Origin of the sequence: Mesorhizobium sp. BH1-1-5, from assembly GCF_020165615.1 — a bacterium.
In the GTDB taxonomy this organism is placed as follows: domain Bacteria; phylum Pseudomonadota; class Alphaproteobacteria; order Rhizobiales; family Rhizobiaceae; genus Mesorhizobium.
Genome location: NZ_JAIUIM010000033.1, coordinates 50329 through 75046, shown reverse-complemented (window position 1 = coordinate 75046; position 24718 = coordinate 50329). Strand labels below are relative to the sequence as shown.

30 protein-coding genes and 1 tRNA gene are annotated in these 24718 nt (G+C 62.5%); 12 read left to right on the top strand and 19 right to left on the bottom strand.

Features of this window, described 5'->3' with window-relative positions; all coding sequences use genetic code 11:
- The first annotated feature begins 151 nt into the window (after window positions 1-151).
- Window positions 152-637: a hypothetical protein gene (locus tag LB572_RS30515; protein WP_412033609.1), complete on the top strand. Its 486-nt coding sequence runs from the start codon at window positions 152-154 to the stop codon at window positions 635-637.
- A 35-nt stretch (window positions 638-672) separates the two neighbouring features.
- Here LB572_RS30515 and LB572_RS30510 read toward each other — a convergent pair whose 3' ends face one another.
- The 5 genes from LB572_RS30510 to LB572_RS30490 are packed head-to-tail and all read right to left on the bottom strand — an operon-like array spanning window position 673 to window position 3083.
- Complete coding sequence (locus LB572_RS30510; RefSeq protein WP_140802137.1) at window positions 673-978, bottom strand: urease subunit beta; 306 nt, start codon at window positions 976-978, stop codon at window positions 673-675.
- Window positions 979-985: 7 nt separating this feature from the next.
- On the bottom strand, window positions 986-1579 hold the full coding sequence (locus LB572_RS30505) for a HupE/UreJ family protein (protein WP_224670375.1): 594 nt from the start codon (window positions 1577-1579) through the stop codon (window positions 986-988).
- A 25-nt stretch (window positions 1580-1604) separates the two neighbouring features.
- The gene (locus LB572_RS30500) at window positions 1605-1859 is read right to left on the bottom strand and encodes a DUF1272 domain-containing protein (RefSeq protein WP_224670374.1); all 255 of its coding nucleotides are present in this window, start codon (window positions 1857-1859) and stop codon (window positions 1605-1607) included.
- A 12-nt stretch (window positions 1860-1871) separates the two neighbouring features.
- Window positions 1872-2174 carry an urease subunit gamma gene (locus LB572_RS30495; RefSeq protein ID WP_140802134.1) on the bottom strand — a complete coding sequence of 101 codons (303 nt, stop codon included), beginning with the start codon at window positions 2172-2174 and terminating at the stop codon, window positions 1872-1874.
- A gap of 21 nt (window positions 2175-2195) precedes the next feature.
- On the bottom strand, window positions 2196-3083 hold the full coding sequence (locus LB572_RS30490) for an urease accessory protein UreD (RefSeq protein WP_140802133.1): 888 nt from the start codon (window positions 3081-3083) through the stop codon (window positions 2196-2198).
- Window positions 3084-3278: 195 nt separating this feature from the next.
- Here LB572_RS30490 and LB572_RS30485 point away from each other — a divergent pair, with 195 nt between their 5' ends.
- The 3 genes from LB572_RS30485 (at window position 3279) to LB572_RS30475 (ending at window position 5681) form a co-directional block, all read left to right on the top strand.
- Window positions 3279-3533: an acyl carrier protein gene (locus LB572_RS30485; RefSeq protein WP_126063251.1), complete on the top strand. Its 255-nt coding sequence runs from the start codon at window positions 3279-3281 to the stop codon at window positions 3531-3533.
- A gap of 4 nt (window positions 3534-3537) precedes the next feature.
- Window positions 3538-4746, top strand: coding sequence for a beta-ketoacyl-[acyl-carrier-protein] synthase family protein (locus LB572_RS30480; protein WP_224670373.1), 1209 nt, complete (start codon window positions 3538-3540; stop codon window positions 4744-4746).
- A 230-nt stretch (window positions 4747-4976) separates the two neighbouring features.
- A complete protein-coding gene (locus tag LB572_RS30475) occupies window positions 4977-5681 on the top strand; it encodes a glutathione S-transferase family protein (RefSeq protein ID WP_224670372.1) in 705 nt (234 codons plus the stop codon).
- A gap of 71 nt (window positions 5682-5752) precedes the next feature.
- Here LB572_RS30475 and LB572_RS30470 read toward each other — a convergent pair whose 3' ends face one another.
- From LB572_RS30470 to LB572_RS30455, 4 genes are all read right to left on the bottom strand, one after another.
- Entirely contained in the window at window positions 5753-6082 is a 330-nt protein-coding gene (locus tag LB572_RS30470; protein WP_224670371.1) for a hypothetical protein, read from the bottom strand.
- 190 nt (window positions 6083-6272) lie between these two features.
- Window positions 6273-6884: a nucleoside triphosphate hydrolase gene (locus LB572_RS30465; protein ID WP_140802129.1), complete on the bottom strand. Its 612-nt coding sequence runs from the start codon at window positions 6882-6884 to the stop codon at window positions 6273-6275.
- A gap of 197 nt (window positions 6885-7081) precedes the next feature.
- On the bottom strand, window positions 7082-8188 hold the full coding sequence (locus tag LB572_RS30460; RefSeq protein WP_224670370.1) for a hypothetical protein: 1107 nt from the start codon (window positions 8186-8188) through the stop codon (window positions 7082-7084).
- Between the two features lie 174 nt (window positions 8189-8362).
- Entirely contained in the window at window positions 8363-10171 is a 1809-nt protein-coding gene (locus LB572_RS30455) for a methyl-accepting chemotaxis protein (RefSeq protein ID WP_224670369.1), read from the bottom strand.
- A gap of 250 nt (window positions 10172-10421) precedes the next feature.
- On the opposite strand from LB572_RS30455, the gene LB572_RS30450 reads away from it, so the two are divergent.
- Window positions 10422-11477: a D-alanyl-D-alanine carboxypeptidase family protein gene (locus LB572_RS30450; protein WP_140802126.1), complete on the top strand. Its 1056-nt coding sequence runs from the start codon at window positions 10422-10424 to the stop codon at window positions 11475-11477.
- Window positions 11478-11626: 149 nt separating this feature from the next.
- On the opposite strand, the gene LB572_RS30445 is transcribed toward LB572_RS30450, so the two are convergent.
- On the bottom strand, window positions 11627-12076 hold the full coding sequence (locus LB572_RS30445) for a universal stress protein (protein ID WP_140802125.1): 450 nt from the start codon (window positions 12074-12076) through the stop codon (window positions 11627-11629).
- A 489-nt stretch (window positions 12077-12565) separates the two neighbouring features.
- On the opposite strand from LB572_RS30445, the gene LB572_RS30440 reads away from it, so the two are divergent.
- Both LB572_RS30440 and LB572_RS30435 read left to right on the top strand, forming a co-directional pair.
- Window positions 12566-13510, top strand: coding sequence for a DUF1003 domain-containing protein (locus LB572_RS30440; protein WP_224670368.1), 945 nt, complete (start codon window positions 12566-12568; stop codon window positions 13508-13510).
- A gap of 243 nt (window positions 13511-13753) precedes the next feature.
- Window positions 13754-13830, top strand: a tRNA-Arg gene (locus LB572_RS30435).
- Window positions 13831-14204: 374 nt separating this feature from the next.
- Here the strand turns inward: LB572_RS30435 and LB572_RS30430 are convergent.
- The 4 genes from LB572_RS30430 to LB572_RS30415 form a co-directional block, all read right to left on the bottom strand.
- Window positions 14205-14588 (bottom strand): DUF6527 family protein, encoded by a 384-nt coding sequence (locus LB572_RS30430; protein ID WP_224670378.1) that lies wholly within the window; start codon window positions 14586-14588, stop codon window positions 14205-14207.
- Between the two features lie 62 nt (window positions 14589-14650).
- Complete coding sequence (locus LB572_RS30425) at window positions 14651-15844, bottom strand: ThiF family adenylyltransferase (RefSeq protein ID WP_224670367.1); 1194 nt, start codon at window positions 15842-15844, stop codon at window positions 14651-14653.
- A complete protein-coding gene (locus LB572_RS30420; RefSeq protein WP_224670365.1) occupies window positions 15819-16115 on the bottom strand; it encodes a multiubiquitin domain-containing protein in 297 nt (98 codons plus the stop codon). Before LB572_RS30420 ends, LB572_RS30425 begins: the two co-directional genes overlap by 26 nt.
- A gap of 15 nt (window positions 16116-16130) precedes the next feature.
- Window positions 16131-16373, bottom strand: a complete 243-nt coding sequence (locus LB572_RS30415; RefSeq protein ID WP_224670364.1) for a DUF2188 domain-containing protein — start codon at window positions 16371-16373, stop codon at window positions 16131-16133.
- A gap of 114 nt (window positions 16374-16487) precedes the next feature.
- Between LB572_RS30415 and LB572_RS30410 the strand changes: the two genes are divergently transcribed.
- Both LB572_RS30410 and LB572_RS30405 read left to right on the top strand, forming a co-directional pair.
- On the top strand, window positions 16488-16844 hold the full coding sequence (locus LB572_RS30410) for a helix-turn-helix domain-containing protein (protein WP_224670362.1): 357 nt from the start codon (window positions 16488-16490) through the stop codon (window positions 16842-16844).
- Window positions 16845-16897: 53 nt separating this feature from the next.
- Entirely contained in the window at window positions 16898-17731 is an 834-nt protein-coding gene (locus LB572_RS30405) for an ImmA/IrrE family metallo-endopeptidase (RefSeq protein ID WP_224670361.1), read from the top strand.
- A gap of 268 nt (window positions 17732-17999) precedes the next feature.
- On the opposite strand, the gene LB572_RS34665 is transcribed toward LB572_RS30405, so the two are convergent.
- The 3 genes from LB572_RS34665 to LB572_RS30390 all read right to left on the bottom strand — a co-directional run bounded on the left by LB572_RS34665 (window position 18000) and on the right by LB572_RS30390 (window position 20073).
- Window positions 18000-18887 (bottom strand): pentapeptide repeat-containing protein, encoded by an 888-nt coding sequence (locus LB572_RS34665; RefSeq protein ID WP_224670360.1) that lies wholly within the window; start codon window positions 18885-18887, stop codon window positions 18000-18002.
- Window positions 18888-18999: 112 nt separating this feature from the next.
- Entirely contained in the window at window positions 19000-19305 is a 306-nt protein-coding gene (locus LB572_RS30395; RefSeq protein WP_224670358.1) for a hypothetical protein, read from the bottom strand.
- Window positions 19306-19473: 168 nt separating this feature from the next.
- Window positions 19474-20073 (bottom strand): hypothetical protein, encoded by a 600-nt coding sequence (locus tag LB572_RS30390; RefSeq protein WP_224670356.1) that lies wholly within the window; start codon window positions 20071-20073, stop codon window positions 19474-19476.
- Window positions 20074-20208: 135 nt separating this feature from the next.
- Here LB572_RS30390 and LB572_RS30385 point away from each other — a divergent pair, with 135 nt between their 5' ends.
- On the top strand, window positions 20209-20439 hold the full coding sequence (locus LB572_RS30385) for a transcriptional regulator (protein WP_202379836.1): 231 nt from the start codon (window positions 20209-20211) through the stop codon (window positions 20437-20439).
- Here LB572_RS30385 and LB572_RS30380 read toward each other — a convergent pair.
- Window positions 20430-20633 (bottom strand): helix-turn-helix transcriptional regulator, encoded by a 204-nt coding sequence (locus LB572_RS30380; RefSeq protein WP_224670355.1) that lies wholly within the window; start codon window positions 20631-20633, stop codon window positions 20430-20432. The two genes, LB572_RS30385 and LB572_RS30380, sit on opposite strands and share 10 nt — an antisense overlap.
- 129 nt (window positions 20634-20762) lie before the next feature.
- Window positions 20763-23810 carry a Ti-type conjugative transfer relaxase TraA gene (gene traA, locus LB572_RS30375; RefSeq protein ID WP_224670353.1) on the bottom strand — a complete coding sequence of 1016 codons (3048 nt, stop codon included), beginning with the start codon at window positions 23808-23810 and terminating at the stop codon, window positions 20763-20765.
- 171 nt (window positions 23811-23981) lie between these two features.
- On the opposite strand from traA, the gene LB572_RS30370 reads away from it, so the two are divergent.
- Both LB572_RS30370 and LB572_RS30365 read left to right on the top strand, forming a co-directional pair.
- A complete protein-coding gene (locus tag LB572_RS30370) occupies window positions 23982-24308 on the top strand; it encodes a conjugal transfer protein TraD (RefSeq protein ID WP_224670352.1) in 327 nt (108 codons plus the stop codon).
- A 1-nt stretch (window position 24309) separates the two neighbouring features.
- Window positions 24310-24558, top strand: coding sequence for a conjugal transfer protein TraD (locus LB572_RS30365; protein ID WP_224670351.1), 249 nt, complete (start codon window positions 24310-24312; stop codon window positions 24556-24558).
- Window positions 24559-24718: the final 160 nt, after the last annotated feature.

Here is a 24718-nt window from a genome sequence, read left to right as displayed (position 1 = left end):
GACTGCGTACCGCCTTGCGGTCCGCCAACCATATTTTGAAGAGAATGCGGGCCGCCTTGCGGTCCGCCGGCCAGCTTTTGAAGGGAACCTGCGGCCAGGCAGGCCCGTTTCGCTGTTTTCGCCCCGCCACGAGTTCAGTCAGGAGCGAGCGATGGCGAATGCCCCGCCCTTTGCAAAATGGAGTTCCGTGGTTGTCGCGACGGTTCTCATGGCCGCGCCCTATGCGGTATCCGCGGCGCAACCCTTGGACAGCAACAAGCCTGCCACCGCAATCGTCGATTCCGACATCCGCCAGGAGGAGACGCTCTCCAGGACGGAAGCCGGAAAGGTCATCACGGCCATCGACCGCACCCGCGAGAATATCGGCACGGTGCGCAAGACCACCAAGCTCGACACGGTCGACATCGTGTTCCTGACCGATGCGGCGCGCAGCGAAGGCGGACCGCCGCCGGCGATCGAGAACAAGGTGAAGCAGCATAAGGACGACGTGGCCGAACTGCGCCAGGAGATCGAGGCGAATGCCCTGCTCTTCAACGCGATCGATTCGCGCCGCGTGCAGGCCGAGGACGTGCTCGCGGTGGAGTTCGACAATCCCGGCAGGATCGTCATCTATGCCGCCGCCAAGCCCCCGAAGTGATGGCCGCCGAAGCGATGTGGGCGCGCCGGCCGCCGTCACAGCTTGCCCATCACCTTCTGCTGGAAACCATAGACCTCGCGCTTGCCGCCCAGCGGCACGAGCGTGACGTCGCGCTCCTGCCCCGGCTCGAAGCGCATGGCCGTACCGGCGGCGATGTCGAGCCGCATGCCGCGCGCGCGTTCGCGGTCGAATTTCAGACCCTCATTGGTCTCGAAGAAATGATAGTGGCTGCCGACCTGGACCGGCCGGTCGCCACTGTTGGCGACCTTGAGCGTCACTGTCGGCAGCCCCTTGTTGAGCTCGATGTCGCCTTTGGCCGCGATGACTTCGCCGGGGATCATCGCGCCCTCACAGAACGCCGAAGGCGAGGCCGACGCCGACCGCAGCACAAGCGGCGCCGGCGGCGCGCGCCAGGTCGCGGAAGCGCAGGCCTAAGCCGAGACCGGCCGCAATGCCGATCCCGTGGAGCAGCGCTGTGGCCATCGCAAAGCCCGCCATATATTCCAGCCCGCCCGCATTTTCCGGCACTTCGGTGCCGTGGGCATGGCCGTGGAACAGCGCGAACAGCCCGATGATGGCGACCCCGGCCGAGATCGGCAGGTCGACCGCCAGCGCCACCAGCAGACCGAGCGCCACGGCGGAAGCCAGGATGCCCGGTTCGACGAAAGGCACCGGCACGTGCAGCATGCCGAGCGTGCCGCCGGCCAGCATCACGCCGACAAAGGCGAGCGGCCAGGCCCAGATGGCCTTGCCGCCCTTCAGCGCCGCCCACAGGCCGACGGCGATCATGACCGTCATATGGTCGAGGCCGGACAGCGGGTGCGCGAAGCCGGCGGTGAAGGACGAGGTCGTGCCGATGCCGACATGGGCTTCAGCCGGCATCGCCGCGGCGAGCAACAGGATGACGGCGAGCGTGCTGCGTTTCATCGAGGCGGGGATCATCTTTATGCCCTTCCAATTGATCTGGTTAAGCGGCTTTGCGCGGGCCGCAGCCTTCGGCCTTGAGCACGCGTTTGGTCGACGGCGGATATTTCGCCAGCTTGGCCGCCGGCCGGATCGGCCGCTGCGCGAAATTGCCGCCGCAATTGGGGCAGACGCCGCCAAGCACATTCTCGACGCAGTCGGCGCAGAACGTGCATTCGAAGGTGCAGATCAGCGCATCGCTCGCCTCCGGCGGCAGATCCTTGTCACAGCATTCGCAATTCGGCCTGAGCTCCAGCACGGGTCGTTCTCCTCACCTGATCGGTTCGTGCACGGTCACCAGCTTGGTGCCGTCGGGAAACGTCGCCTCGACCTGGACGTCGTGGATCATCTCGGCAATGCCGTTCATGACCTGGGCGCGGGTGACGACATGGGCGCCAGCCTCCATCAGCTCGGCGACCGGGCGGCCGTCGCGCGCGCCTTCGACGACGAAGTCGGTGATCAGGGCGATGGCTTCGGGATGATTGAGCTTGACGCCACGCTCCAGCCGTTTGCGCGCCACCATCGCCGCCATGGCGATGAGCAGCTTGTCTTTTTCACGCGGCGTCAGATTCATGCGATGTCCCGGTATTTCAGGTCAGAGTGACCACAATTTAGGCAGGCCCGCCCGCCCATTGAGCAGTTCGACGAGCGGAACCAGCCGCTTGCGGAGCTGGTAGCCGTCGCCGGCACAAAGCCTCGCAAGAAGCTTGCCAGATCGGCCGACGCTCCAGAAACTGGCGCCGCCCCGGCCGCTGATGCTGGAATCGCCGATGATGGCGCGGGCCGGCTCCAGCAGGCTTTCCGCCTGCGGCGAAACGAGCAGCAGCGTGGCGACGGCCAGCGCGCCGCCAGTCGCCGCCGGCCGCCGGAGCGTTGCCGCGATATCCAGACCGATCCGGAAATCCTCCGCATGGATCAGCGCGCCGCCCTGGCGAACCCGCCAGCGGTCATGGAAACTGCCGGAGAGCGTCCGCTCGCCCATGGCCAGCCGGCCGAACAGCGTGGCTTCGAGTATCAGCGCTTCGGCATCCTCGGCGAGATCGACATCCAGCGTGCGGGCGAAAGCGGCGCGGTCGAAAAGGATGGTTTCCTGCGGCAGCCAGGCGATGCGGCCGCCCGGACCGACCCGCAGGCCAACGCTCGTCTCGGCCCTGTCGGCGGCGGCGCGGTAGACCTTCTCGCAGGCCTGGGTGGTGACGGAAGCGGAAGCGTCGGCGCCGACCTCGATCGCCCAGCCGAGACGGTCGCCACCGGTCAGCCCGCCGGCGGTGTTGATCAGCACCGCCTCGAGCGGATCGCCTTGCACCGCCGGCAGGCGGATCTTGGCCGATCCGTCCTGGTAAAGCCGCTGCAGGCGCGTGCGGCCGCCAATCTTGCCGCACAAAAGCCTACCCAGGCCGGCAACACGTTGCGTGGCGGGCAAGGAAGCGGTGGCCAAAGGCGAGGCAGGTTGGGATGTCGAGGTGTTGCCGATCCTATCCATGATCCCAGGTTAAGCACTCCGGTGGCTTTGTCGATATCGCTTGTTGCTTGACATCGTTTCGGTTTCTATAGAGGGAAGCCACCTTGGAGCGGTCGCGTGGTGCCTGGCGAGGTAAGGGCGCGGCGTTTGTTGGATCCGGGGATCAAAAAGGGGCGCTGATCAGTCGGCGTCGGGAAACGACAGGGAAGAAACCGAATGGCTGACCAGCTGACGACCGAGATCATCGAAAAGATCAAAGCGCATGCCGATACCGGCGGCGAGGAGATCACCACCAGCACCGATCTCGGCACGCTCGGCATCCATTCGCTGGAACTGACCGAGATCATCTTCGATCTCGAGGAAAAGTACGGCATCGAGATCGAGATGAACACGGTCGACGCCTGGAGCAATCTCAAGAACGTCGGCGACATGGTCGAGGCGGTTCGCGAACTGATCGCGAAAAAAGCCTGACTGCATGCAAAAACGCGTCGTCATCACCGGTATCGGCGGGATTTGCGGGCTTGGCAACGATGCGCCGGCGATGTGGGACGCCATGCGCGCCGGCCGCTCGGCCATCGGCCCCATCGACAATCCGTCGCTGCATGACCTGAAGGTCAAGACCGGCTGCGAAATCAAGGAATTGCCGGACCACGGCATCGACCGCAAGCAGGTCGTGTCGATGGACCGTTTCAGTCTGCTGGCGGTGATCGCGGCGCGGGAAGCGATGCGGCAATCCGGACTGGTCGCGCATGCCGACAACACCTACCGGATGGGCGCGATCGTCGGCATCGGCGTCGCCGGCTTCGAGACCATCGAGGAGAATTACCGGGCGATCCTGCTCGAAGGGCGCAACCGCGCCGCCATCTTCACCGTGCCGAAAGTGATGCCGGGCGCGGCCGCCGGCCAGGTCAGCATGGCGCTCGGCCTGCGCGGCCCTGTTTTCGGCGCCACTTCGGCCTGTTCGTCGGCCAACCACGCGATTTCCTCGGCGGTCGACCAGATCAGGCTCGGCCGCGCCGACGTGATGGTCGCCGGCGGCACCGAAGCGCCGCTGGTGTGGGGTGTGCTGAAGGGCTGGGAGGCGCTCAGGGTGCTTTCGCCCGACACCTGCCGGCCGTTCTCGGCCGATCGCGCCGGCCTGGTGCTCGGCGAGGGCGCCGGCATGGCGGTGCTGGAAAGCTACGATCACGCGATGGCGCGCGGCGCCACCATTCTGGCCGAGATCGGCGGCGTCGGGCTTTCGGCCGATGCCTCCGACATCGTCGCGCCGACCGTCGAGGGACCGGAAGCGGCGATGCGTTTTTGCCTGGCGGATGCCGGACTCAATCCGGAAGACGTCGACTACCTCAACGCGCACGGCACCGGCACCAAGGCCAACGACCAGATCGAGACGGCGGCGATCAAACGGGTCTTCGGCGAACATACCCGTTCGCTTTCGGTGTCGTCGACCAAGTCGATGCATGCGCATTGCCTCGGCGCCTCCGGCGGGCTGGAGATGATCGCCTGCGTCATGGCGATCCGCGACGGCGTCGTGCCGCCGACCGCCAACTACCGCGAGCCGGACCCGGAATGCGACCTCGACGTGACGCCCAACACGGCGCGCGAGCGCAAGGTGCGCGCGGTGCTCAGCAACAGTTTCGCCTTCGGCGGAACCAATGCGGTGCTGGCCTTCAAGGCGATCTGATCGCAGCCATTGGGTTGACTGTGTGTGCACGGATAGAGCGATCCACCGTTTCACGGAAACGGCGAACCGCTCTATCTCTTTGTTTTTACGCAATTCCGGACGGAAAACCGCTTTTCCTGGAATTGCTCTAGCCGCTTGCCGGTGTATTGATCCTGGTCGGCCAGGGTCCTAATTCTTTCTTCACCCGCCATGAGCGCCGCCCCGGCGCCAATCCGCCTCCGGAGTTTCCGATGACCGACCTGTCCGCCTTTCCGATCGCCAAGCGCTGGCCGGCCGAGCACCCCGAGCGCCTGCAGCTTTATTCCGCCACGACGCCCAACGGCGTGAAGGCGTCGATCGCGCTGGAGGAGATCGGCCTGCCCTATGAGCCGCATTACGTCGATATCGGCAAGAATGAGAGCTGGACGCCGGAATTCCTGTCACTCAACCCGAACGGCAAGATCCCGGCGATCATCGATCCGGATGGTCCGGGCGGCCGGCCGATCGGCCTGTTCGAATCCGGCGCCATCCTGCTCTACCTGGCCGACAAGACTGGCAAGCTCATCCCCGCCGATCCGGCGCGGCGCTATGAGACGATCCAGTGGGTGTTCTTCCAGATGGCGGCGATCGGCCCGATCTTCGGGCAGGTCGGCTTCTTCCACAAATTCGCCGGGCGCGAGATTGCCGACAAGCGACCGCTGGAGCGCTACCGCGACGAATCGCGCCGGCTGATCGGCGTGCTCGAAACGCGGCTGAAGGGCCGCAAGTGGATCATGGACGACGATTACACCATCGCGGACGTGTCGATGCTGGGCTGGGTGCGCAATTTGATCGGCTTCTACGAGGCGCGCGACCTGGTCGGCTTCGACGATTTCCCGACCGTCGCCGAATGGCTGGAACGCGGCCTGGCACGGCCGGCGGTGAAGCGGGGCCTCACCATCCCGGCTAAGAGCTGACGCTGGCTTCGGAAAACCGTGCAAGCGGCGAGCGCTTCGGCGCCCCCCGATTTGTTTAAACTCTCAATGGCCTATTTCGCCTTGGCCTTCGTACCGCCCCGGCCGAATACGGAGGCCGCTAGCCTTGCGGTGGCGACGACCGCTCCGGTGGCGACGCTGGCCACGGTGCGGATCGGACCCGACTTGCCTGCCGCCGGCCGCGTTGCCGACTTGGCATGCTTGGCGCTCTTGGCCGCGACCTTGTGGATCGCGCCGGGCGTCACTTTCTTTGGTGCCGCCTTGCCGAAACTCGGCTTTGCGTCTTTCGTTGTCGCCGGGCCGGCGCCAGGCTGAGCCTGCGTCGTCCTGGATTGGTTGGCCCTGCTTTTCTTGGCCACGGGTTTTCTGCTGTTGGTTGCCATCTGACGGCTCCTGCTATTTTTCTTCGCAATTCGGGACGGAAAGCGGCTTGCGCCTTCCTGGAATTGCTCGGATGCCGGACAATTCGGGATAGGGTCATAACGGCGTGAAAACCTTAAAGTTCCCGCCGGAAAATATTGAAAATTGAGCAGGTTAACCAATCACCGAGGTCATTGACCAATGACCCAGTCATCAGCCAATGACCATGTCGGCCTGCCGGCGCCGCGCCAGCACGCGCTCGATGTTGGGCATGTCATTGGAGGCGATCCAGGCGCGGGCGTCCTCGTCCGACTTGCCATGCTCCCGCCAGCGCTCCATCAGGCGGCGCTCGAGTTCATTGCGCGGCACGTCGACGAAGATGGTGAAATCGAACAAAGGCGCCAGCCGCGACCACGGCTCCTCGTCGAGCAGCAGGTAATTGCCCTCGACCAGGATGAACTTGGTGTCGGCGCCGACGATTTCGGCCGCGGCGCGCGACAGTTCGATGCTGCGGTCGAACACAGGAATGGCGATGTCGGGCTCGCCCGAGCGGATGCGCTTCAACAACGTCTCGAAGCCGGCGAAATCGAAGGTTTCCGGCGCGCCCTTGCGAGGGCGAAGGCCGCGGCGGTTGAGAATGATATCGTCATAGTGGAAGCCGTCCATCGGCACGACCTCCGCGCTGCCCTCAGGCAAAAGCTCATGCAAGGAAGCCGACAGTGTCGACTTGCCGGCGCCGGGCGGACCGGCGATGGCGACGACGAAGCGCTTGGCCCTACCGGCGCGCTTGAAGATGGCGGCTGTGATATGGGCGATCTCGGACATCGGCTGCTTTCCGGCTGCGGTTCGGCCGGCATCTTGGCGGTGAAAGACGGAAATTTCAAACCTCGTTCTAGATGCCAAGGTTTCGACCGCGTGTTGGCAGTTTCCCGCCTTCGGGATTAGCCGGGACGCCTGTCCGTTCGTCATCCACGGGCGAAGCCCTGGAATGACGAATTCCTGGAACGCTCTGCCCCTGAGCTTTACGCCGGAACAGAACGCCCGATGCGCAGGAAGCCGCCGTCGAACGGCAACTCCCGCGCCGCGCCGCCGGTGGCGAGGACGCGCAGACGGTCAAACGCCGATTCCACCCCGGCCGGCGGCTCGGCCTCGGCGAACGGCACTCCACCGATGACATGGCGAAACGACACCGACCGTCCCTCGGCGAGCGCGAAGGCCGTCGCCACGCCTTCCTGCTTCAACCAGTTGTCGCCGAGCGAGGCGGCGTGGCCGACGGCCGTGCGGCCGTCCTCCATGCCGAGCACGCCGACGTGACGGCCGCTCCAGGGCGCGTAGTCGCGGCCGCCATTCGAAAACCACAGCATCGTCACCGGCAGTTCGGCCGGGTTCTTCAGCACCAGCACCAGATCCTGCTCGGCGCGCCGCGCAATCGCCGTCCAGCCCGGACCGCCGTGATCGGCCTCGACCAGCGTGATGAAATCCTCGCGCCTGTCCTCCATGCGGTAGTCGGTGAGGTCGGTGGTGCCGCCGGCGGCGAGCGGGAACCGCGTGAGGTCACTGGAGCGGGCCGGATAGGCTAGCATGGACCGGCCCCGCGCCGGATCGGGCTCCGGCGGCGTCGGGGGCGTGACCGCCATGCGCTTGGGCGAGAAGGCCAACCGGCCGCCGCCCGTCATCACCGTCATCGGATGATGGGCGACGGAGATCGCGCCGGAACCGCCGGAGAATATGTGCTCCTGGTAGAGGAAGGGATGGCCGTCGCGCAGCGTGAAGACCTTGTCGATGGTGGCGCCCATCACCTTGCGGCGCAGCCGGAACACAGCCCGCCAGCCGCCGGCAACCGCGCCGTTCTCGACGACGTCCCAACCACTATTAGCCGACCAGCCATGCAGGGGTGCAGCCTCGACATCGCTGGTGGAGAATGGCGCGCAGAGGAAATCGCCTGAGAGGCGCACGGTGCCTTCGGGCAGGTTTTCCGGCAGGCTTTCGCGCGGCGAACCGACCCAGGGCGCGCGGTGCAGGGGTTTTAGAACGCGGCCGTCGGCTTCGATGTCCATGGCGGCGACATGGCCGACCGCGAGATCAAGCGAGACCGAGATGCCTTTTGCGCCAATCGTGACGGTGTCCATGGATGCCTCCCGCGAATCTTTGCGCAAGGAAAACCTGACCGTTGGAGCGCGCGCAAGCGGGATGATCGGCATTTTGCATCAGGCGCGACCCGAACCGCAAACTTATGGCCGCAGGCGCTGCCGCTCATTGCCCTGCCGGGCATTTCTCCCCGTTAACGGGGAGAAAGAAGCCTGCTACTGCCTTTTATACTCCCTGACCGGCGATTTCGTGCCGTCGGTATAGGTCACCTGCACCGCCATCGATGTCACGTCGCCCTTGACCTTGAAGTAGGGCTGGTAGTCGGACGGAATCGCATAGGGGTCCTTGGCGTCGCAGGGCGGCATCTTGATCTCCTTGTCGAGCGTCGTGCCGTTCAGGCTGTAATGCACCGCCTTGATGGCGCAGCGGTAGGACAGCATCTGGGTGAAATAGACCAGGCCGCGATTACCACCGGAATCGAAGGCGATCCACGAGGTCCAGAACTGGTCGAGGATCTGCTTGTTGCCCTGCTGCAGCGCGCCGTCCGGGTCGAAGCGGATGTCGAACGGGCCGGTCTCGCGGCCCCTGGTGTCGAGATATTTGACGGCGATGTTGGTGGCCGCGGTGCTGTCGGGCAATTCGAAGCTCGGATTGGGCATCGGCTTGCCGGTGCGCTGGTCGTTCATCGCCATCACCCCGGTGTCGGTGAACGGACCGCTGTCGCCGAGCCGCCAGGAGATTGCCGTCGCCGGCTCGGGCAGCGAGATCGTCATCGACCAGCCGGCATTGGAGCGCATGGGCGTCAATGTCGGCACGAAGCGCGACGGGTCGAGCACGTCGCCCAGCGCCGTCAGCCGGGTTCGGCTGCGGTCCAGCCAGTCGGCCAGCTGCGTCTGGTCGACGAAATATTTGAGCAGGCCGCCGTCCTTCTCATAGGAGACGAATTTGGTCAGTGCCTGCGCCTCGCTGCGCTTGTCGGCGAGCGTCTGGCTGCCGAGACGATCCTCGGAGAATTCCTGCGCCAACAGGAAGTAAGCCGGCGCGTATTCCGGATTGGCCGCGATGAAGGCGTTGAGCTTGTCGAGCCGCTGCGCATCGTCGAACTGCAACAGATGGACGAGCTTGATCGAAGGCGACTTGGCCTTTTCGGCAAGCGTGCCGAAGACTTCGCGGGCACCGGCCTTGCCGTCCTGGACCCTGAGCAGCGTGGCGAAGCGCGTATAGGGGTCGATGGCGTCGACATCGAAGCCGGCAAAGGCGAGGTAGGAGCGGCGGGCGTTGAGCATATCGCCGGCGAGCTCGTAGACGCGGGCATTGTGGTAGAACTCGTCCGGGCGCTTCGGGTCGGCGATCGCGCCGCCCTGCGCCGAAAGCTGCGCAAAGCCCTTGGCGATCGTGTCGATGGAAACGGCGATCTGCTCGGTCGTCGCCTGCAGCTTTTGCGCCTGCGCCTGCTGCTGTTGCTGGCCGGCGGCCAAGGTGTCGGTCGCCTGCTTGACCGCTTCGACCGTTTTCTGGGTTTCGGCGCCTTGTTCGGTCTGCTCGGTCTGCGTCTGCGCGATCTCTTCGGTCGTCTTCGCCACGGTGTCGGTGGATTTCTTGACCTCTTCGACGGCCTTCTGGGTTTCGGTGACGGTCTTTTCGATCTTCGCCACCTTTTCGGAGACGATGCCCAGCGACTGCTGCAGCTCGGCGACCGCCGGCACGAGGCTGGCGATGACGCCGTTCTGCGAATTCGTCTCCTGCTGGATGCCGTAGACGCCGCCGGCGATCGCCGCGGCGCTGGTGGCGAAGATCAGCGCCGGCATGGCTTTCGCCGCCAGCACCAGGCGCAGCACCATGGCGATGGCGATGATCAAAGCCGTGACGGCGGCGGCGAGCGCGATATAGGCGGCAAAGGGCCCGAGCGGGTTGAGCACGTCGCCGACCGCGCCGCTGACAAAGGCGAAACTCGCCGCCCATTTGCCGGTGCGGCTGAGCGACGCCCTGAGCAGCGAGGTCGTACCCGTGGCGATTTCCGACATGCCGATCCCCCCAAACCAAGCCGCGACATATTAGCGGAAAGGTGGGGCGGATGGCAAAGCGGGCGCTGGCGATTGGCGAAAGCGTGGTCGACATCTGATCTCCCCCCTTGCGGGGGAGATTGGCAGCGTCGCCAGCAGCGCGAACCCCCGAAAGCTGGGCAAATGCCTTGTTATGCGCGTTAACCAGTTGGACGCGGCGGATGGGTTACGTTAGCTTCGCCGCGTCTCAGCAACAGTTTTAGAACAAGTCTTGCCCCGTCCCTTCCCTCTCCTGCAAAAACTCATCGCCATATTGGCATTGCTCGCGCTGGTCGCCGGCTGCACGACGGCCGCGCCGCCGGAAAGCGTGCTGACCGTACCGGCGCAGCCGCAGAAATATGCGGCGATCGTGGTCGATGCCTCGACCGGCAAGACGCTGTTCGAGGTCAATTCGAGGTCGCAGCGCTATCCCGCGTCGCTGACCAAGATGATGACGCTCTACATGCTGTTCGAGGCGATGGAGAGCGGCCGCGTGACCAAGGAGACGCGTATCCCGGTTTCCGACCACGCCGCCTCGCAGCCGCCGACCAAGCTGCGCTTCCGGCGCGGCGAGACGATCGACGTCGATTCCGCCATCCGCGCCATGGTGGTGAAGTCGGCGAACGACGTGGCGGTGGCGGTGGGCGAATATCTGGGCGGCGGCTCGGAGGACCAGTTCGCCGCCATGATGACCGCCAAGGCGCGCTCGCTCGGCATGAGCGGCACCAATTTCCGCAACGCCTGCGGCCTGCCCGACGACGGCCAGGTGACCACGGCGCGCGACATGGCGGTGCTGGGCATGGCGCTGGAAAAGCGCTTCCCGCAGCATTTCCATTATTTCTCCGAAAGCGACTTCATGTTCCGCGGCAAGCTGGTGCGCGGCCATAACGACATGCTGGGCCGCGTGCGTGGCGTCGACGGCATCAAGACCGGCTACATAAGGGCTTCGGGCTACAACATCGTGACCTCCTACAATGCCGATGGCAGGCACCTGATCGTGGTGGTGATGGGCGCCGACTCGGCGCGCCAGCGCAACGACCATGTCGAGGCGCTGATCCAGCGCAGCGTGGGGCCGATGACGGCGGATGCCGGCCAGCCCAGGCTGATGTATTCCGGGCAGCAGCCGTCGGCCGCGCCGCTTCCCGGCTTGCCGCAGGCGGACTCTGGCTTGCCGGGATTGCCGCCGCCTCCGGCCGCGCCTGCATCACCGCTGCCGGGTTCGCCGGCGTCCGATCTGCCGTCGGCGGACCTGGCGTCGCCCACTTCACCGCTGCTGCCGACGCAGTAGAGGCGGGTCGCGAGGAACGCCTGCCGCTCCTGCGGAATGACGCCTGAAGGACGGCGAAGTCCGTTCCTTCGTCATTCCAGGGCGGAGCAAAGAGCGAAGCGGCGCGCAGACCCTGGAATGACGAAGCGCGGAGGCGCGCCTCCCTAGCCCTATCTCACCACCAGCACCGGGATCTGCGTCAGCGACACCACTTCCGCGGTCTGGCTGCCGAGCACCAGCCGTCCCAGCCCGCGGCGGCCGTGCGAGGCCATGACGATGAGGTCGCTGCCTTCCGCGCCGGCGACCTCGAGGATCGCCTCGGCGGGCGTGCGGTTCTCAATGTGCAGGGTCTTCGCACCGACGCCCTTCGCCTCGGCCTCGGCCTTGCATTTGGCGAGCAGCTCGCTTGCATATTTGCGCGCGCTTTCCTCGTAATTGACCAGCTCGTCGGCGGCGACATAGCCCGCCATCGCGCCGCCCCAGGCAAGCGCCGGGAACGGCTCCGAGACGGTGACGAAGGCAACGCTGGCGCCGAGACCCTTGGCCAGCTCCAGGCCGTGGGCGACGCCCTTGCCGGCGAGTTCGGAGCCGTCGGTGGCGATCAGGATTTTCTTGTACATGGTGGCGATCCCTCATTTCTCGGGGCGACGCGCCCCATTGGCGGGAGCCTGAACGCTCAGGCCTGGTTTCGATATAGTCAGCCTATCAGGCCAGCCACAGGGGCCGGCTTGATCTGGATCAAGGCCAGGCGGCGGAGACGATTGCGCCAGGGGGTGGGCGCGAGATCGCCAGCGGCGCTCCCCCTCTCCGTCTCGGCTTCGCCGAGCCACCTCTCCCCCGCCTCTGGCGGGGGCGAGGAACCCAAGCTTGCGAGGTCGCGCCCTCGGCGATTGGCGTTTCCTCGCCCCCATGAAATGGGGAGAGGTGGATCGGCGCGCAGCGCCGGGACGGAGCGGGGGCTGCGCAGGCCTATGCAATTGCCTCAGCAGCCGCCCCCCCGCCCAATCACAAGAACTTGTTCCGTCACACGCTCTTCACACTGACCATGGATATGCCGCGCCGGCTTGGCGTATCGTAGCCGCGAAGCCCCGCGAACAGGAGCACTGAGCATGGCCGGCGACCCGAAAGCATCCGCGCAGAAGCAAGCCGACAACGAGAACGACATCGCCGGCGAATATCTCGAGGCCGAGACCGTGCCGGAGGGCGACGAGCACGCCGCCGACGAGATCCTCGAAGCACCGGAAGTACCGGATTCCGAACCGCATTCCGAACCTCATCTTCCCGGCGCTCCCAGGATCAAGCCGAAGAAAAAACCCTCGGCGATATCGGGGCGAAAATTTCGCAAGCGCGACCTGGTGCGCGTCGACGATCTGCGGCCGAGCCTCGCCGACCGCATCCGCTCCGACCATCCCGACCTGCCGCGCGGCGCCCGCGTCAGCCGCGAGGAGCTCGGCCGCTACCGCATGCGCTACATGGAAGAACTGCTGCAGCAGGAACACGGCGAATTCTCCGAGCTCGACCGCCAGGTGGTGGAATCGATCGCCAAACAGGACACGATCTCGGAAAACTCGGAAGAGGAGTTCGAGGAACACCGGACGTTTCCCGACCGCGTCTCCGACTCGATGGCCGCCTTTGGCGGCAGCTGGTGGTTCCTGATCTCCTTCGCAACCATCCTCCTGGTGTGGATCGGCCTCAACCTCGTCCAGGGCGAATCCAGGGCATTCGACCCTTACCCGTTCATCCTGCTCAACCTGATGCTCTCCTGCATCGCCGCCATCCAGGCGCCGGTGATCATGATGAGCCAGAAGCGCCAGGAGGTGAAAGACCGCCTGCGCTCCTTCAACGAATACCGCGTCAACCTCAAGGCCGAGCTCGAAGTGCGCCACCTGCACGAAAAGCTCGACTATTTGATCTCGCGCCAATGGACGCGGCTGGCCGAAATGCAGCAGATGCAGCTCGACGCGATGAACGAACTGGCCAGCGCGAAGAAGCAGAAGCACGCCGCAAGGCGAGCCGTGAGGCGCAAGGCTGCGAAGGTGGGGGCGGAGGGGTGAGGCTTGGTTCCCCGCCCCACGAAGTGGGGGTCCGAAGGACGGGCGAGACCCGCGGCTCGCCCCGGAATGGTGGCCCGGCGAAGCCGAGACGGGGGAGCGCCCCATCCGATAGTCCTCGGAACGGCAATCAACCCATCGGGCCGCCGCACAATCGCCAATTGCCCGTTGAAGCCCGCAGCGGCTTCCGCTAAGAAGCCGTGGCTGGCCGGCTCACCGGCCGGTTCGTTTTCCGGTTCCCGGGAAGCACCCGTAGCTCAGCTGGATAGAGCGCTGCCCTCCGAAGGCAGAGGTCACAGGTTCGAATCCTGTCGGGTGCGCCATTTTTATACTGTGAAAACATGCGGTTAGCAAGGACTTGCTTCGGCAAGAAGGGGTCGGGAAATACGTGGCGGAAGCACCACGGAAGCAATCGGCAGTGTGTCTAGGTTAGCCGTACATCGATTGCGATTGTGTCAGACCGCCCATTCTCTACTAAACCGATCACTGGTTGGGCAATTACCAGGCGGGTTGCGGTAACGATTCTCTGCGAAATGGCAGTGCGATCATGTCAACATGTCGAGATGCAGTTGGACGACAGGAGACAAGTCCTCCGCAACAGCTGTGGCGCCCGGCAGGATGAAACTGGGCACTGCTATGTGATTGTAGCCGCAATCAATTTCTGATTCCGGCAACTTGCCCTTCGCACCAGGGGCAGTTATTTCGCACGCTTAAACAGTGTCGCTACCCAGGCGATTAACCGTTGCCACCAACCTGGCGGTGTGGACGGCGCCGGTGGTGGTGGCGGCGGTGGTGGCTTGATTTCGCCAGTGTAAACTTGGCTGGTGTAGTGATCAGCTCGTTGCGCGCGCTGCGTCTCACCATAGGTCATGCTCGGATACCAATCGATCCGCGACTGCCTGATCCAATAGTGTGATCTGCAGGGCAAAACGCCGAGGCCTATAGAGGGCTCAAGCGAGACCGTCGAGCCGTGATCGATCAATCGCCACTTCGAGGGATTGAGGGGCGTCACAACTTTATTGCCGCAGCCGCAGCAGCATAGGTGAGATGCGGTTTTAAAGCGATTGGAAATGTAAAGCATGCCGTCGTTGAGATCCTTTGGGATGAACTCGACGTAGCAGTGCTCTATGGCAGTGCGCCGCGTCACTCGGTCTCCTCAATCGCGATTACGCCGGTTGCAATTTGGTAGCTGGAATAATGCTCGCGTCCGGCGTCGCGGTAGAAGCCGATCAAACGCTTCCATCTTATCACAGCCATCGCGGCGTTCAGCGCATTCAATTCAGCGATCTGAATGTTGGTAGCGTACTCGTTCTCCGCCTCATCGTCCTCGCCGAACGACATGCGGGTTGCGATATGATCGCTCTTGCCCGGCGTGCAGGTGAGGACGCGCACGATACCTTGCAAACCCGTCGGCGCACGCACCACGCCCATGCCGACGTCGATGAACGACACGTTGTGTTCAAGGAGCCAATCGACGATTGCCCGCTTGGACTTGCCGTTATCCAGGCACAGAAAGGCAAAGTTGATACCCTCAAGCTGCTGGATGTTTTCGGTGGTCAGCTTTGCGGGGTGCTTGATCAAGCCGCGTCTGCGCAGCTTGCCGTAGATGTCGCCCAGCGTATCGACCTTGGATTTCTTGCTTTCGAGCTCTTCCAGCGACCACGCCCCCGGTGCGCGGAACGCGTTGTGCGTGTCGAAACGGTCGCCGTCGAAGATATGAATCTCCGCGACGCGAGTCTTCGCCACGAAATCGAGGACGTACGATCCGGTGCCGCCTACGCCGATGATGGCGACGCGCTGCTCTTCGAGCTTCTCGTTATCGGCGCCGACGTGAACACGGCTTGACGCCGTGTCGATGTAATTGAAGACATCGTCATCGTCTTCGTCCGTGGCGTATACGGGGAAGGTCTGCGCCGTGACTTCCGGGCGGATCTTCTGCGCCTCGCCAACAATCCAGCCGAGATAGGCCTGCATCTTGTGGACGTAATCGCGATAGCTGGCCTTCGCCGAGAAGGTGAAGTCAGCTTGGACGCCTTTGCCGAAGTTCTGTGGCGCACTGGGATTCTCGAAGGCGCGGATTTTTGCGCCGTCCGCCTGACACGGGTGCTCCCCCGTCCAGTAGGCAACGTGAGCATCCGGCCTCTTGGTGCGCTCGTGCCCGTCAAGGACCTGCGTCTCCAACTTGGAGAAGAGAACGCCGTCCTCGCGGACTTCGCGCGAGGACGTGACGTAGGGCACATCCTTGACCAGGAGGTATCCGCTGCGGATTTCGAGATGAAAGCCCGCGTTGCGAAGCGCGAGCAAATCATCGCTACGAGCGAGTAGCCGGTGTGACATCGAATTCCATGTCCTTCTTCACCTGCACGGACTCGCCTTCGATAAGCGTGCCGGTCGGTTTGTCGTTGTTGCCCTTGCTATACTGAACCGCATAGCGCTGGTTCTCCGGCAGCGGCGCCGCGCTGATCAAGACCAGCAGCTGCGCATAGGAGAGGGGGCCCTTCTCGACCTCATAGGGCGTACCGTTCACGTAGATTGTGATCATGTGGTCGTTGCCGCCGCCGTGGCCGGGGCTGCCCCCGCCATTACCGTTGTTGTTACTGTTCGCCATGTCTATGCTCCTTGCTTAGTGTTTCTTGTCACGAGGCGGGAAAGGATCGCGTCCCGGAGCGACCGTATCAGAGTCGCGCCATTTCGCGTCGCGGCCCTGAATTCTAACCTCACCACCGCCGAGGCTGCGGACCGTTGCCTTTGCCTGCTGTTCGGCATTGGACTGTTTGTGGTGCACGCTTTCGGGTGTGGCCGAACCGGCCTTCTTCACCGCCCAATCCGTGCCGTGCTTCACTACAAAGCGATCATTCTTCGACATTCGCTGTCTCCAATTTTGACTTGCGCCTTGCGATTTCGCCATGGCACACTTGTTACTATCACCATCGTTTGCTTTTCATGGCGAAGATGTCAAGTTATTTATGTCGGAGACACCATGGGCGAAGACCAAGCCACTGAAATCTTTAATAAACGGCTCAGAGAAGCGCGCGACCTGCGGGGTTTGAGCCAAGCCCAACTGGCGGCCAAAGCGGGTCTGCCGCCCGCTTCCGTCTCGCATTTCGAATCGGGACCTAGGAAACCGTCCTTCGATAATCTCAAGGCTCTGGCCAAGGCATTGGACGTGACGACGGACTATTTGCTTGGTCGTTCCGAAACACCCGACGCATCGGCGGAAACAGTTGGCCGACTTCACCGTGATCTACACAAATTGTCATCACAAGACCTGGAGCTAGCTCAGGATTTCGTCGAGCTTCTGCTCAAGAAGCGCAACTCCGGAAACGATCAAACATGAGTGCGGGACCGCGACTGGCTCGTCGCTTACTTGCGGAGTCGGCAGCGACCCAAGTGCTGCGCGCAAACAACATTGAAGGACCATGGGTCGATCCGATAGCGATTGCCAAGGCTAAGGGAATCGAAGTTCGCGCAAAGCCGGATACCGCCGACGGCGTATCAGGAATGCTCCTCAAGGCAGGCGACGAGTTCGGAATACTCTACGCTACGAAAATTCCAAGCCGTGGTTTCCAACGATTCAGCGTTGCCCATGAACTGGGGCACTACTGCATCGAGGGACATTCGGACGCGCTTCTCGATAGCGGGATGCACATCTCATACGCAGGGTTCCAATCTTCCGACCCTTACGAGCAGGAAGCGGATCACTTCGCGGCAGCGTTGTTGATGCCGGAGAGAGCGTTCAAGTGCGCGATTGACGAATATGATCCTGGCCTCGCTTGCGTCGAGGCACTGAGCAAGCAATGCGAAACATCACTAACCGCGACTGCCATACGTTACGTCACGCTAACTGCTGATGGAGTTGCGGTGTTGTTGACTAAGGGCGACGGCGTGGAATGGTGCTTCATGTCGGATGGCCTGAAGCAAGCGAAGGGATTGAGGTTCATTCGCAAAGGGGCGCCGGTTCCGGATACCACGCTGACGGCTTCTTTCAATACTCGCTCGGATGATGAGCGAGCTGGCCAAAGCGATTCCAGAGAGGCCTATCTCAATGACTGGATGGGCGGTGATCGTTCATACCGCGTGACGGAAGAAGTCATCGGTTTGGGTCGGTACGGACGCAGCCTCACGATACTGACCTGTAAGGGCTTGTCCATGCGCTCCGAAGCCGACGAAGACGAAGAGGACGAAGACAAGTTAATTGAAAGCTGGACGCCACGATTCAAGTGATTGCGGCTCGGTGGAGGTGGATGGCCGCGGTCTCCAGTCCTGCAAGTCGCTTTGGGCGGGCACACGTTTCGCTTCACCTGTTCACTCGGACGTCCGCTTGTTGGACCCGGGCACGTCATCTCAACGACCGACTTTAGGCGCAGAGCTACCGTCTCTATCTTGGTGCCCAGCTTTGTTCTGAAGTGGTGGAAAATGGCGCACCCGAAGAGGATCGAACTAACCCCAGATTCGTAGAGATCGTCACTATGACGCCACCTTGCCCAATGAGCTAGGCTTTGGAAGATGCTGGTGTCTGGCCATCATCGAAATGGCATGTTTCTAGTCCCGTTGCAGCGTCGAAAATTGCCTTCTCGATATTCTGGGCGCCGCGAAAATCGGCATTCTGAAATCGCACTTTTTTGAAGCTGCAATTCGTTAGGTCTGCGCCATAGAAGGCCGGGTTGTAAATCTGGGCATAGATCGGTGAACCGTCTTCCGCTTCATCGACAAGTTCTTGCCAGTCGGCTTCATCGGCTATGACTCTTTCGACCGTCCAATTCAACGAGGCTCCGTTGAATTTAGCACCAACAAGTGATGCGGCCTGAAAAGCGCAGTCATTAAAGGTAGCCAAAGACAAATCTCCGCTGCTGAAACAAACTTCGCTGCAATCCACTCCGGTGAAGGCCACCGAATTGAGCTTCGCAAAGTTTTTCATTTCGTCGCCAAAGTAGAGACCGTCTGAGATCACGGCGCCAGAGATAGAGCGGATGCCGTTACTTGAAAAGGAGAAATTAGTCAGCCGCGCGCCACGTAGGTCGATGTCTGTAAGTCCGAATCTGGCAAGTCTGCGTATCGCGGAACCGATAATACTATGCGCACGCGGATCATCGAACCTTTTCACATCTTCGATACGTTCACGCAAACGGGCAATGTCATCGCTCCGACGACGAAATTGCTCATATGCTCCGAATGTGAACACCACCACAACCACATCGAAAAATCCCGCCGTGGTGTTTGTGGCTACACCTTTCCAATACTCGTCCAACTGGTCGTAAACGTACCAGAAGAAAACTGCGATACCTGCGGACAGCAGAAGAACAGTGACGGCCACAGCCCACCAACTTGAACCGATGGCAATCACCGTCTTTCGCCAGTTCAGAGTCTTCCTTTTTGGCACGCGAACCTCCCCAACGATCTCCGCCAGTCGGCGCGCCGCTGCGCTCCTATCTCAAGCCTGCCTGGAGCGCCTGAGACACCGGTTAGCAGCACATCAGGCTCCTCAATCCCGATTAATCTGCCAGGTTCTTCTCGCATGCGAAGCATGCTTCTCCCGGATGACTTTCGTATGCCTCCTTTAGGAGGTCTGTGTATTCGCGAGCCTTCATCTCAGCGGCCCAAGGAACTGGCCCATTAGCACCACGGTTCCGGTCGTTCATCACCTGCTTGTAAAAATCGTCTTCCAAGTCCCAAGCGGCTCCGCCGTAGATGGTACCGTGGGCCTCGCAGCTTTCCAGTCTTCCAATGTTCACTAGGTAGGACGCGGCCATAGCCAAGTTTTCTTCATGTTCCATCATTGCCGCCTTAACACCACCCATGATGTTCCCTGCCAAACATAGCGTAAGTATCCGTCCCGCGTGACGGCGCAGTGTAGGTGGGCATTAGCGTTTGGTGAAACAAGATCTCGTGTAAGAAACGACTCTTATCACCGGGCATCTGAAGCGCTCTGCGAACCAAGGCCGGCCCGGCCCATGTCAGAGGCCCGATCAGGCTGGAGACGGCCTGCTGCATGCCCCAAGGTTCGGTACAATTTGCATCGTGCCTGCTTTAGCATCCTGCTTTTCCAGATCGATCAGGTCTGTCGCTATCGCCTGATAGCGCCGACAGTCCTCGTGAACGACGGATCGCTTCGGGCGTTCAAGAGGCAGGCTCCCGGCGATTTCCTTCAAATCATCAAGCACCGAAGCAATATGCGGCCAGGGAAAATCTGTTGGATCGTCGATGTCACGATCGGCGCCGACGATGATTTCGAGCTTGGCGACGACGCCGAGAAGCGATTTCGCCTGTATGTGGGGAAGTTTGTCTTGAAGCTTCAACGCAGCAGTAGTGGCCTCGACTTCCGCCTGGCAGGCTATCGAATAGCCAACCTGCCTATCCATCGCGTCAGCGGCCGAAGCGTCGAGAACGCGCCTCTCTAGGCGTTGTTGAAGTCGGCAAAGGACCTGCGAGACATGCTGTGCTCGCAACCAGCCTTGGAGCAGCGCAAGAGCCGGGTCGTCGAAACGAACTTCCGCGTGCGCCCTCTGCCGTTGCCCTCGCCCGTGCGTGACGCAAGGCAAAGTCGTGCTATTGTCGGAATCAGCCATGATCCGAGCTCCTCAACAGCTTTGGCGTGGCCAGGCCGGATTGGTGTTGCATCACCCATCCGGCCGCCAAGTGAAACCGAGACTACACACAGTGCATTATCTAAGCAACCAAAATCACCATAAAATGGTGATTTTATGAATCCGGTGCAGTGCCGTATGGCTCGGGCTGCATTAGGATGGGGTGTTTTAGACCTCTCAAAGGAAGCCAAAATATCGACCCAGACGATTGTTCGCTTCGAAAGAGGCGAGGCGTTGAAGCAATCGACTGTGGATCTGATAAGAAGCACGTTCGAAAGCGCCGGCATTGAATTCATTCCAGAGAATGGCGGTGGCCCGGGCGTTCGTCTGTCTCGCAATCAGAACTGACGCCTTGTTCGCCATGCAACAGGATCGGCGATCCATCGATTGACATCGGATTCCCGCCAACCCGCCCCGTTGATGCTTATCTTGATCTGCGCGGGGAACGTGCCTTCGGCAATCTTGCGATAGATGGTCGAGCGGGACAGACCAGTCCGGTCAAGGACAGTTCTGAGGCGTATGATGCGATCCGGCTCGGGCATAGCCCGCCTGTTTCTCAGTGGTTGTTGCTGGTATCTGCTGGAACCAGACAGGACGAACCAACACTGGACGCAATTAGGTTTGTCACCTCGCCTGCCTGTGGCGTGGAAACGGCGGCAAATCGGACGTGTTCAGATCCCAATGCCACGGCCTCTACCTAAGCCATGGCTGAATGCGAGTTCCGCAGCGAGGCGGCGGCCGGAATCAGTGTGAATGCCAAGCTCGCGCTTGCGGTTGGCAAGGAGGGATTCAAGCTGGGGATCGCGTTCGAGGCTCTTAGCCATGTCCGACATGGCCGAGCGCGTTGACTTGTAGCCCGACATGTCGCCGGCCTGATACTGGCCCCGGCTTGTCCGATCGAGTTTTTGCCAACGTTCCACGAAACGGTCTGCGCGGCGGCCCGGATCGTTGTCCAATCCGGTGCGGATTTCCGTTTCAAGCTGGAGAGCCAGCACGATGCGGTTGACCCGGCCGGCGCCCGCCCCACGGACAAGCTCGGGGCTTTTCACATAAGCCGCTTCGGCGTCACGCCAGCCATGCGGCCGAACCTTCTCGAACGCGCTGCGGGCGTCTCTCAGTTCACGCATCTGCTCGGGACTGCCCTGCCCATCCGCATTTCCAGTGCTCAGGATCGCATCGATCGCGCGCGCGTGACGCACAAGCGCGTTGGTGCGAGCGCGCCGCAACGCCGCTTCCGCGTCCACCGGTGCATCCGCATCGCGCTGCGCTCCCCTAGCGGGAGCTTTTTGCCCCGGCGCGGCGACGCCATCTCTGATCTGCGCTCCGACATTTTCCCCTCCCGGTCCACGCCCAAGATCCTGGCCGGGCTCGACGTCTCCGGGCGAGCGCAGCCCCTCCAGCAGCCCGCCGATCCTGTCGCGAAGCGTCTCCGGAACGATCCGACGCACGATCTCGACCACACGCTGGCGGAAAGTGATGCCACGACGCTCGGCATAGCTCTGTGCCGGGTCGATCTGCTCGTAGTCCAACGCCATGTCCTTGGCACGATCGCGTGACAGCGCACGAACAAGCCGTTCGCGGGTCGCGAAGTCGTCGCTGCCATAATGCAGTTCCATCCCATCTCGATGACGCGATAGCGCAACATAACTCCCATGTGCGTCCATGCCCGGCGTTGCCAGGATATGGGTGCGGTCAACCGTCATGCCCTGCGCCTTGTGGATGGTCGCGGCATAGCCATGGTCGATGTGGGCATAATCTTTCAGATCGAAGCGGACCGAACGACCGTCATCAATGCGCGCCGTCATACTTTGTGTGGTGACTTCCTCCACGATTCCCAGCGTGCCGTTCTTGACGCCGAGACCGCGCTCGTTGCGCAGGAACATGATGCGGTCGCCTCTGGCGAAACTTCTCACGCCGCGTTCGACGCCTATCTGAACATCGTCGCCGAGATCGCCGGCCACGCGCATGCGCTCGCGCGCGGCTTGGTTCAGCGCGCTCACCTCGTTGTTTGTGTGGGTGAGAATGATCCGGCTTGCGTCTGGCTCTGCCTGCCTGTCGCGATCCCAGCGCTCGACGAGTTGACCTCGCGCCTCCTCGCGCGTCGCAGCCTGGTGCACCATGCCTTGCGCTTCATAAGCGCTGATCGCAGCGCCGATCCTGCCGGTTGCCAGATCGCGCGTTGCGTCGCGCTGCCAGTCCTCGCGCTGCCGGCGCACCTGGCCGATTTCGACGCCGCCATGACGCTCATGGATGGAGCGGAATGCTGCGCCGGCCTCGATCGCCTGCAACTGCTGCGGATCGCCAACCAGCACGACCTTTGCGCCAACGTCCGCTGCATGGGAGAGCACGCGTTCCAACTGGCGCGTGCCGACCATGCCGGCCTCGTCGATCACCAGAACATCGCGCGCGGTGAGTAGATCGCGGCCCTGTCCCCAGCCATGTTCCAGGCTGGCAATGGTGCGCGAAGCAATTCCTGAACCGCTCTCGAGATTCTCGGCAGCAATGCCGGAGAGTGCAGCGCCTTTAACCTCATAGCCCGCTGCCGCCCATGCCTCGCGCGCAACGCCCAGCATGGCGCTTTTGCCCGTTCCGGCGAACCCGACAATGACACCAAGACCGCGGCCGTCAGTGACATGCGCGAACGCTTCGGCCTGCTCACCTGACAGAGCAAGCCCGCGTTGTGCTGAGTGCGCCAAAGCTACCTCGCGATGTCCGTCGTCCACCGCATGACGTTCCCGCGCGCCCATGCGTTCCGCAGCGCGATGCAGCCGCTGTTCGGTCTCGATCATCTGCCGGGTGGTGAAGCGGTCTTCGCCCCGTCCGTCCTTGCCGAGCTCGACCAGATCGGGCGCGTTGCTGATGGCTCGCGCAACCTCGTTGAACTGCTCGAGCCCATCGCTGTGCCGATGCGCGAACTTCGCCATGTCCTTTCGGGTGAAGGTCGATTGCTGATGCGTGATTGCCACCAGCGCCACGGATGGATCGGCAATGATGCGAGCGCCATTGTTGCGCGCGATCTCGCGATGCAGTTCGGCGCGGTCTGCTTCAATGCCGGCAGCGTCGAGGCTGCTGCCTTCAATGCGTTGAGCCGGAGCCCCGATTTGGGTTTGCGGCTCTAAGGCAATGCCTTGCGCGTCCAGACTGCGATGATCGATGCGGGCGTCGATGTCGAGTTCCGCAAGGCGCTCATTGGCAAGCTCGGCCCATCGCTCGCGCCAGCGCTCCACCATCTGGGTAGCGTTCCAATCTCGAACCTTCGACCCAAAACCGTTCTCGTTGACGGAGCGCATGGTGAGCATGACATGGGCATGCGGTTTGGGACTGCCATCCTCCGCCCGGTCCCAATGCACATTGAGGTCGGCGACCATGCCCCGGTTGACGAACTCGGCCTGCACAAAGTCGCGCGCCAGTTCGATGCCTTGCGCCTGGTTGAGTTCACGTGGAAGGGCAAATTCCACTTCGCGGGCCAGCTGCGCGTCCTTGCGCATCTCGAACGCCTCGACGTCGTTCCACAGCCGTTCGCGGTCGCACCACGCCGCCGGCGCATTGTCCGGCAGCATCACCTCGGAATGGACGACGCCGCGCTTGGCTGAAAAATCGTGGCTGCGTTCGATCCGCTCATCGCGCAGCCGCGAGGCCGAACGGTAGGCGGCGGACGCCACAGCACTTGAGCCAGCCTTGCGGCTAATGACCTTGACATGAAGATGATAGATCGCCATCGCGAGCAATCATTTGCACGGCAAAGCGCACGTCGGCACGACGTATAAGCGCGCCCTCCCTCGAAAAAATCTCCGGATGGACCAGCCCGTCCCGGGCTGTCTCGTCAACCCTGAAGCCTTCAGGCAGGCGCTCAACTATCATTCACGCATCGACAATCGATGGAGACAACCATGCGCAAACCACGAGACTTCGACGCCGAACTGAAGGCGCTGGAAGACAAAGCGCGAGAGCTCAAAACGCGAAAGGTCCAGCAACTTGGCGAGCTGGTGATCGCCACAGGCGCCGATGAGCTCAGCAGCGACGAGTTGGCTGGTGCACTGGTCGGAATCGCCGAAACCAAAGACACCTCGAAGCGTGAGGCATGGGCCAAGCGTGGGGTGATGTTTTTTGAAAGCGGATCCCGGCGAGCTGCTCCGGCATCTCAGCGCAACCTGCGCGGCGCTCCAGCGCAACCGAGCGGCACTCAATCGCCGGCAAGCGGCTCTGGCTCGACATGACATGCGCGCGTGGCAGGTCGAGCGCCGCAAGCGCACCCGACATCTGATCGAGCTCGGCGGTCTCCTCGTCAAAGCAGGCATCGTCGAGCTGACCAATGACGATCGCGCTATGATCTACGGCGCGCTACTGTGGATGGCCGATAAGCTCCAGAGCCATGAAAGCGTGCATGAGCGGGACCTATGGGCCGCGAAGGGAAAGCAGGCTTTCGATGCGGAGCGGCATGACGGGCAAATGGGGAAGCGATCGTAGCAGTAGTCGGCGAGTGGCGCGGGCGGTGCGCAGCCCGACCAGCGTAGCGCCGCCCGCGCTGCGCCAGCGGCCGACGCCGCGTTTAAAGATGTGGAATGTCTCAATTGGGACTAGAAGTGGGCCGCGTTTCGCGAGCGAGGCAGGAAAGCAGACATATCGT

What these genes read in the sequence shown, in the direction of transcription:
- LB572_RS30440 (WP_224670368.1), top strand. Translation starts at nt 12,566, where the DNA reads ATGGCCGGCGACCCGAAAGCATCCGCGCAGAAGCAAGCCGACAACGAG.
- LB572_RS30460 (WP_224670370.1), bottom strand. Translation starts at nt 8,188, where the DNA reads ATGGACACCGTCACGATTGGCGCAAAAGGCATCTCGGTCTCGCTTGAT.
- LB572_RS30485 (WP_126063251.1), top strand. Translation starts at nt 3,279, where the DNA reads ATGGCTGACCAGCTGACGACCGAGATCATCGAAAAGATCAAAGCGCAT.
- LB572_RS30395 (WP_224670358.1), bottom strand. Translation starts at nt 19,305, where the DNA reads ATGGGTGGTGTTAAGGCGGCAATGATGGAACATGAAGAAAACTTGGCT.
- LB572_RS30380 (WP_224670355.1), bottom strand. Translation starts at nt 20,633, where the DNA reads ATGCCCGAGCCGGATCGCATCATACGCCTCAGAACTGTCCTTGACCGG.
- LB572_RS30495 (WP_140802134.1), bottom strand. Translation starts at nt 2,174, where the DNA reads ATGAATCTGACGCCGCGTGAAAAAGACAAGCTGCTCATCGCCATGGCG.
- LB572_RS30445 (WP_140802125.1), bottom strand. Translation starts at nt 12,076, where the DNA reads ATGTACAAGAAAATCCTGATCGCCACCGACGGCTCCGAACTCGCCGGC.
- LB572_RS30425 (WP_224670367.1), bottom strand. Translation starts at nt 15,844, where the DNA reads ATGTCACACCGGCTACTCGCTCGTAGCGATGATTTGCTCGCGCTTCGC.
- LB572_RS30370 (WP_224670352.1), top strand. Translation starts at nt 23,982, where the DNA reads ATGCGCAAACCACGAGACTTCGACGCCGAACTGAAGGCGCTGGAAGAC.
- LB572_RS30455 (WP_224670369.1), bottom strand. Translation starts at nt 10,171, where the DNA reads ATGTCGGAAATCGCCACGGGTACGACCTCGCTGCTCAGGGCGTCGCTC.
- LB572_RS30365 (WP_224670351.1), top strand. Translation starts at nt 24,310, where the DNA reads ATGCGCGCGTGGCAGGTCGAGCGCCGCAAGCGCACCCGACATCTGATC.
- LB572_RS30420 (WP_224670365.1), bottom strand. Translation starts at nt 16,115, where the DNA reads ATGGCGAACAGTAACAACAACGGTAATGGCGGGGGCAGCCCCGGCCAC.
- LB572_RS30475 (WP_224670372.1), top strand. Translation starts at nt 4,977, where the DNA reads ATGACCGACCTGTCCGCCTTTCCGATCGCCAAGCGCTGGCCGGCCGAG.
- LB572_RS30390 (WP_224670356.1), bottom strand. Translation starts at nt 20,073, where the DNA reads ATGGCTGATTCCGACAATAGCACGACTTTGCCTTGCGTCACGCACGGG.
- LB572_RS30480 (WP_224670373.1), top strand. Translation starts at nt 3,538, where the DNA reads ATGCAAAAACGCGTCGTCATCACCGGTATCGGCGGGATTTGCGGGCTT.
- LB572_RS30415 (WP_224670364.1), bottom strand. Translation starts at nt 16,373, where the DNA reads ATGTCGAAGAATGATCGCTTTGTAGTGAAGCACGGCACGGATTGGGCG.
- LB572_RS30505 (WP_224670375.1), bottom strand. Translation starts at nt 1,579, where the DNA reads ATGATCCCCGCCTCGATGAAACGCAGCACGCTCGCCGTCATCCTGTTG.
- LB572_RS30430 (WP_224670378.1), bottom strand. Translation starts at nt 14,588, where the DNA reads ATGCTTTACATTTCCAATCGCTTTAAAACCGCATCTCACCTATGCTGC.
- LB572_RS30410 (WP_224670362.1), top strand. Translation starts at nt 16,488, where the DNA reads ATGGGCGAAGACCAAGCCACTGAAATCTTTAATAAACGGCTCAGAGAA.
- LB572_RS30510 (WP_140802137.1), bottom strand. Translation starts at nt 978, where the DNA reads ATGATCCCCGGCGAAGTCATCGCGGCCAAAGGCGACATCGAGCTCAAC.
- LB572_RS30465 (WP_140802129.1), bottom strand. Translation starts at nt 6,884, where the DNA reads ATGTCCGAGATCGCCCATATCACAGCCGCCATCTTCAAGCGCGCCGGT.
- traA (WP_224670353.1), bottom strand. Translation starts at nt 23,810, where the DNA reads ATGGCGATCTATCATCTTCATGTCAAGGTCATTAGCCGCAAGGCTGGC.
- LB572_RS30385 (WP_202379836.1), top strand. Translation starts at nt 20,209, where the DNA reads ATGAATCCGGTGCAGTGCCGTATGGCTCGGGCTGCATTAGGATGGGGT.
- LB572_RS30470 (WP_224670371.1), bottom strand. Translation starts at nt 6,082, where the DNA reads ATGGCAACCAACAGCAGAAAACCCGTGGCCAAGAAAAGCAGGGCCAAC.
- LB572_RS30515 (WP_412033609.1), top strand. Translation starts at nt 152, where the DNA reads ATGGCGAATGCCCCGCCCTTTGCAAAATGGAGTTCCGTGGTTGTCGCG.
- LB572_RS30490 (WP_140802133.1), bottom strand. Translation starts at nt 3,083, where the DNA reads ATGGATAGGATCGGCAACACCTCGACATCCCAACCTGCCTCGCCTTTG.